The sequence below is a fragment of the Streptomyces sp. NRRL WC-3549 genome, assembly GCF_000721935.1.
Taxonomy (GTDB): Bacteria; Actinomycetota; Actinomycetes; order Streptomycetales; family Streptomycetaceae; genus Streptomyces.
The window spans coordinates 79,757-85,865 of record NZ_KL585440.1 but is presented as its reverse complement, the minus strand read 5'-3'; the positions used below and the strand labels follow the sequence as shown (position 1 = coordinate 85,865).

Below are 6,109 nucleotides of genomic sequence, written 5' to 3'. Positions count from 1 at the left end.
GCCGTCCTGCTGACGGCGGCGACGAGCATCGGTCTGGTGCTGCGCGGCTACCACTGGCCGCTGGACGTGCTGGCCAGCTGGTGCCTGGGGGGCGCGCTGCTGCTGGTGCTGAGGGAGGTCAGTTCCCGAAGTAGGCGTCGAAGTTCTTCGAGAACTCCCAGCCGTTGAAGCGGTCCCAGTTGATGGACCAGGTCATCAGCCCGCGCAGTCCGGGATAGGTGCCGTGAGTCTGGTACGCGCCGCAGTCGGTCTTCTTGGTCAGGCAGTTCAGCGCCTTGGTGACCTCCGCCGGGGAGGTGTGCCCGTTGCCCGCCTGGGTGGACGCCGGGAGGCCGATGGCGACCTGGTCGGGGCGTAGCGCCGGGAAGACCTTGGTCTGGTCGCCGGCCACCGGGAAGCCGGTGAGCAGCATGTCGGTCATGGCGATGTGGAAGTCGGCGCCGCCCATCGAGTGGTACTGGTCGTCCAGGCCCATGATGGAGCCCGAGTTGTAGTCCTGGACGTGCAGCAGGGTCAGGTCGTCGCGCAGGGCGTGGATGACGGGCAGGTAGGCGCCGGCGCGCGGGTCCTGGCCGCCCCAGGGGCCGGAGCCGTAGTACTGGTAGCCGAGCTGCACGAAGAAGGTCTCGGGCGCCATGGTGAGGACGAAGTCGTCGCCGTACCTGGCCTTGAGCGTCTTCACCGCAGAGATCAGGTTGACGATGACCGGGCTCTTCGGGCTGCGGAAGTCGGTGTCACCGGTGTCCAGCGAGAGCGAGTGGCCCTCGAAGTCGATGTCCAGGCCGTCCAGGCCGTAGGTGTCGATGATCTTGGAGACGGAGGAGACGAAGGTGTCGCGGGCCGCCGTCGAGTTGAGCTGCACCTGGCCGTTCTGGCCGCCGATGGAGATCAGGACCTTCTTGCCGGCCGCCTGCTTGGCCTTGATCGCGGCCTTGAACTCGGCCTCGCTCTCCACCCCGGGGCACTCGGTGACGGGGCAGAGGGAGAAGCGGATGTCCCCGGAGGTCACGGAGGTCGGCTCACCGAAGGCGAGGTTGACGACGTCCCACGAGTCGGGGACGTCGGCCATCCGGGTGTAGCCGGAGCCGTTGGCGAAGCTGGAGTGCAGATAGCCGACGAGGGCGTGGGCCGGCAGGTCCCCGCCGCCGCCTTCCTGGCCTCCGCCCGATGTGGTGGTGGCGCTCACGGCCGCCGACTTCGCGGACTCGCCGGCGGCGTTGACCGCGCTCACCTGGAAGCTGTAAGCGGTCGACGCGGCCAGACCGGACACGGTCGCCGAGGTGCCGGTGACCGACTGGACCTTCGCACCGTCGCGGTAGACCTGGTAGCCGGTGGCCCCGGCGGACGCGGTCCAGCTCAGCGGGACGGCGGTGGAGGTGGCGGTGCCGGCCTTCAGGCCGGTGGGCGCGGCCGGCACGGTGGCGGGGGCGCCGCCGGGGCCGACCAGGGTGACGTCGTCGGCGTAGTAGGCGGCGGTGCCGTACCAGCCGTGGGTGTACACGGTGACCGAGGTGGTCCCGGGGCCGGTCTTGAAGGTGGTGGTGAGCCGGGTGTACGCACCGGCGGACTGGGTCCAGGTGGAGACGTCCGTGGTGCCGGTGCCGGACGCGCCGAGATAGACGTAGTCGCCCCGCACCCACGCCTGGAGCGTGTACGTCGAGTCGGCCCGGACCGGAACCTTCTGGGAGCACAGGGCGTTGTCGCTGCCGGCCGGGGTCGCCTTCAGCGCCGATGTACCGCTGTGCACGGGGGTGCTGACGACGGCTCCGCTGCCGCCCGAGCAGGTCCAGCCGTCCAGGCCCGCCTCGAAGCCGCCGTTGCGCGCCAGGTCGGCGTCCGCGGCGGTGGCGGCCGGCGCCGAGGCGACCAGTCCGGCGGCGGCCAGGAGGGCCGCCGAGCAGACGGCCAGAAATCCGGTCAGTCGGGCGGGTGGTCCGGTGCGTTCCACAACAGCCTCCGTGCTGGGGGAAATTGAGTGCGGCCGCGCACAACATGGTCCAGACCAATCCGGTTGTCAAGACCTCTGGCACCGACTCACTCCTCCCGGCCCGCTCCCCCGTGGGCTCGCCGGGCCGCGGCGGCCTCGTGCAGCGCGAGCTCCAGGAGCACCGGATCGACGAGCGTCCCCGACCCGTCCGGCAGGACCAGCCACCGTGCCGCGCCGGCCGCACGGCCCGGCCGGGGGACGGCGATCCAGCTGTCCCGGCCGATCCCCCGCACCCCGGTGCCCAGCCAGCCCGACGCGGTGCCCGGGGGGACGAAGAAGCCCATCCGGGAGTCCCCGAAACCGGCGAGGACCGGACCGGGCGCGGAAACCAGACGGGTGAGCACGTCCAGCGTCGGATACCCCAGCACGGCCGGGACGGCGAGCACGTCCCAGCGCCGGCCGGCGGGGAGCAGTGCGATCCCCAGCGGATCGCGCTCCCATTCCCGACGGCAGGCGTCCGGATCCGGCGCCACCGACACCAGCCAGTCGATCGCTGCCTTCGCCCCCGTGGCGGCCATGAGTGTCTCCTTTTCCCCGTGGTCACCGGCGGGGTCCCGCCGGTGGGTACGAGGGGGAGAGCGCCGTGGAGCCGGATCATGACGCGGGTCGGGGCGGAAGGTGCCGTGAGGTGCGTCACGCGGCCCGCGCCCACCCGGGTCAGCTGTCGAAACCCAACCCCATCCGGTCCATCGCCCTGAGCCACAGGTCGCGACGGCCGCCGTGGCTGTCCGCACGGGCGAGCGACCTCTTGGTGAGCTCGATCCCCGCCCAGGCGAACGGCTCGGGCGGGAAGGGCAGGGGCCTGGAGCGGACCATCCGCAGCGCGGTGCGCTCCGTGCGCTCCCCGGCCAGCAGGTCGAGCATCACCTCGGCCCCGAAACGGGTGGCTCCGACACCGAGGCCGGTGTACCCGGCCGCGTGGGCGACCCGTCCCCCGTACGCCGTCGTGAAGAACGCGGAGAAGCGCGAACAGGTGTCGATCGCGCCGCCCCAGGCGTGGGTGAAACGCACGCCGGAAAGCTGCGGGAAGTACGTGAAGAAGTGCGCGGCGAGCTTGAGGAACGTCTCCGGGCGCTGGTCCAGGGAGGGGTCCGTGCGACCGCCGAAAGGATAGACGGCGTCATATCCGCCCCAGAGGATCCGGTTGTCCGCCGACAGCCGGAAGTAGTGGAAGCGATGGGCGCTGTCGCCGAGCCCCTGCCGGTTCCTCCAGCCGATCGAGGCCAGCCGGTCCGCGCTCAGCGGCTCGGTCGTCAGCGCGTAGTCGTACACCGGGACGGTGAAGGGGCGCAGCCGTCTGACGAGGGAGGGGAAGACGTTCGTACCGAGGGCGGCGCGCCGGGCGAAGACCCTGCCGTACGGGGTGCGCACCGCCACACCGGCGCCCGACCGCGCGAGCGCCAGCCCCGGGGTGTGTTCGTACACGCGTACGCCGAGTCCGAGGCAGACCCGCTTCAGCCCCCAGGCGAGCTTCGCGGGGTGGAGGAGGGCGACCCCGCGCCGGTCCCACAGGCCGCCGAGGAGGACCGGCGAGTCCACCTCGGCCCTCATCCGGTCCCGGTCCAGGAACTCCGGCTGTGCGAGGCCTAGTTCACCGGTACGGCGGTGCCAGTCCCGTAGGCCCGCGAGCTCGTGGGGCCGGGTGGCCACGTCGATCTCGCCGGTGCGCTCGAAGGCGCAGTCGATGCCGTAGCGGGTGACGGCCTCCTCGATGGCGTCCAGGTTGCGTCTGCCCAGATCCTCCAGTTCCGCGATCTCCTCGGGCCAGCGGTCGAGGCCGTTGGCCGTGCCGTGGGTCAGTGAGGCGGCGCAGAACCCTCCGTTGCGGCCCGAGGCCGCCCAGCCCGCCTCGTGTGCCTCGATGAGGACCACCTCGCGTCCGGGGTCGCGCTCCTTGGCGAGCAGCGCGGTCCACAGCCCGCTGTAGCCGCCTCCGACCACGAGGAGGTCGCAGACCTCGTCCCCGGCGAGGGCGGGCCTCGCCGTCGGCCTGCCGGGGTCGTCGAGCCAGTAGGGAAGGGGGCGCGCCCCGGAAAGGGACGTCGCCGCACGGCGCACGGTGTCGAAGGCCATGGGTTCCAGCTCCTCGGGGGTCTACTTCTGCGCGTGGCTCTTTCTCCGGCCGGCCACCAGTTGTCCCACGCCGACCACGGCCACGGAGATGACGAACATGGCCGTACCGATGACATTGACCTGCACGGGTGTTCCGCGCTGCGCCGATCCCCAGACGTACATGGGGAACGTCACCGTGGAGCCCGCGTTGAAATTGGTGATGACGAAGTCGTCGAAGGAGAGCGCGAAGGCGAGCAGCGCCCCGGCCGCGATGCCCGGAGCCGCGATGGGCAGGGTCACCCTGAGGAAGGTCTGCACGGGGCCCGCGTAGAGATCGCGGGCGGCCTCCTCCAGCCGGGGGTCCATCGACATCACGCGCGCCTTGACGGCCGTGACCACGAAACTGAGGCAGAACGTGACGTGTGCGACCAGCACGGTGAGGAAGCCGAGTTCGGCCCCCATGTTGAGGAAGAGCGTGAGCAGGGACGCGGCCGTCACCACCTCGGGCATCGCCATGGGCAGGAAGATCAGCGAGTTGACCGCGCCGCGTGCCCGGAAGCGGTGGCGGGCCAGCGCGAAGGCGGTCGTCGTGCCGAGCACGGTCGCCCCGAGCGTCGCGAGGGCCGCGATCCGCAGGGAGAGGGAGAGCGAGCCGCAGAGGTCGAAGGCCCCGCAGGGGTCCTTCCAGGCGTCCAGCGAGAACCGCTGCCAGGCGTAGTTGAAGCGCCCGTTCGGCCGGTTGAAGGAGAACACCAGGACGACGAGGTTGGGCAGGACCAGGTAGGCCAGGGTCAGCAGTCCGGTGATCACGACCAGGTTCCGCCGCAGCGATCGGAGCAGACGCGTCACAGGAGGTCCTCCGTCCCGGAGCGGCGGATGTAGACGGTGACGATCAGCAGGACGACCGCCATGAGGATGAAGGAGAGTGCCGCCGCGGTCGGGTAGTCCAGGACCCTCAGGAACTGGGACTGGATGACGCTGCCGACCATCTTGGTGTCCGTGGAGCCGAGCAGCTCGGCGTTGACGTAGTCGCCGCTGGCCGGGATGAACGTCAGCAGGGTGCCGGCGACGATCCCGGGCCTGGACAGCGGCAGCGTGACCGTGCGGAAGGTGGCGGCCGGGGTGGCGTACAGGTCGCCCGCCGCCTCGTGCAGCCGGGGGTCGATCCGGTCCAGCGAGGTGTAGAGCGGCAGGACCATGAACGGCAGGAAGTTGTAGGTCAGTCCGCAGACGACGGCCATCGGGGTGGCCAGGACGCGGTTGTCCTCGGTCCAGCCGAGCAGGCTGGTGACGTCCAGGACGTGCAGGCTCCGCAGCGCGTCCACGACCGCGCCTCCGTCGGCGAGGATCGTCTTCCAGGCGAGCGTGCGGATCAGGAAGCTGGTGAAGAAGGGGGCGATGACCAGCACGAGCACCAGGTTGCGCCACCGGCCGGCCTTGAAGGCGATCAGGTGGGCGAGCGGGTACCCGAGCAGCAGGCACAGGAGCGTGGCGGTGCCGGCGTACAGCAGGGACCGGACGAACTGCGGGTAGTGGTCGGCGAGGGCGTCCTTGTAGGTCGCCACGTGCCAGGTGACCTGGAACCCCTCCTCAAGGGATCCGGTCTGCACGGAGGTGGACGCCTGGTAGACCATCGGCAGCGCGAAGAAGACGAGCTGTCTCTTATACACATCTCATAAGAGACAGGTTCCGGTGGCGCGCCGGTCGTGCTCACGGCGTGTCCTGGACGCTCTGCACACCGGCCTCCATGTCCAGGGCGGCGTCGAGGGCGAAGGTGTGGGCGGGGTCCCAGTGCAGGACGACCTCCGAACCCGGGGCGAACCCCCGGCGCTCTCCGGTGTTCTGCTCGTAGACCTGGAGCGCCTTGCCCGCCGGGCTCTCGACCACGTACTGCGTGCTCACCCCGGTGAAGCCGGCCTCGGTGATCCGGCCGGTGACGCGGTTGCGGCCGTCCGTGGCCGGCCCGGCCTCGGCTGCCGGGGCGAGGGACATCTTCTCCGGCCGTACGCCGACGAGGAGCCGGCCTCCGGGCGGGGTCGGGACCGGGCCTGTCTCTTATACACATCTCTG

Annotated in this window: 5 protein-coding genes and 2 pseudogenes; 1 reads left to right on the top strand and 6 read right to left on the bottom strand. The window is 70.9% G+C overall.

Features of this window, described 5'->3' with window-relative positions:
* The coding region (locus tag IH13_RS41700) for a phosphatase PAP2 family protein (protein ID WP_324605213.1) at positions 1-168 on the top strand (168 nt) is incomplete at its 5' end.
* On the opposite strand, the gene IH13_RS0133305 is transcribed toward IH13_RS41700, so the two are convergent.
* The 6 genes and pseudogenes from IH13_RS0133305 to IH13_RS0133280 all read right to left on the bottom strand — a co-directional run.
* Positions 119-1,948, bottom strand: a complete 1,830-nt coding sequence (locus IH13_RS0133305; protein ID WP_031090388.1) for a chitinase — start codon at positions 1,946-1,948, stop codon at positions 119-121. The two genes, IH13_RS41700 and IH13_RS0133305, sit on opposite strands and share 50 nt — an antisense overlap.
* Positions 1,949-2,034: 86 nt before the next feature.
* Complete coding sequence (locus IH13_RS0133300; RefSeq protein ID WP_031090386.1) at positions 2,035-2,505, bottom strand: hypothetical protein; 471 nt, start codon at positions 2,503-2,505, stop codon at positions 2,035-2,037.
* Between the two features lie 139 nt (positions 2,506-2,644).
* Positions 2,645-4,060: an NAD(P)/FAD-dependent oxidoreductase gene (locus IH13_RS0133295; RefSeq protein ID WP_031090383.1), complete on the bottom strand. Its 1,416-nt coding sequence runs from the start codon at positions 4,058-4,060 to the stop codon at positions 2,645-2,647.
* A 21-nt stretch (positions 4,061-4,081) separates the two neighbouring features.
* Entirely contained in the window at positions 4,082-4,888 is an 807-nt protein-coding gene (locus tag IH13_RS0133290) for an ABC transporter permease (protein ID WP_031090381.1), read from the bottom strand.
* Positions 4,885-5,694, bottom strand: a pseudogene (locus IH13_RS0133285) (ABC transporter permease); the annotation flags it as partial. The pseudogene IH13_RS0133285 and the gene IH13_RS0133290, both read right to left, overlap by 4 nt.
* Before the next feature lie 55 nt (positions 5,695-5,749).
* Positions 5,750-6,109, bottom strand: a pseudogene (locus IH13_RS0133280) (TOBE domain-containing protein); the annotation flags it as partial.

Coding starts and splice junctions, on each gene's coding strand:
- IH13_RS0133300 (WP_031090386.1), bottom strand. CDS start 2,505: ATGGCCGCCACGGGGGCGAAGGCAGCGATCGACTGGCTGGTGTCGGTG.
- IH13_RS0133295 (WP_031090383.1), bottom strand. CDS start 4,060: ATGGCCTTCGACACCGTGCGCCGTGCGGCGACGTCCCTTTCCGGGGCG.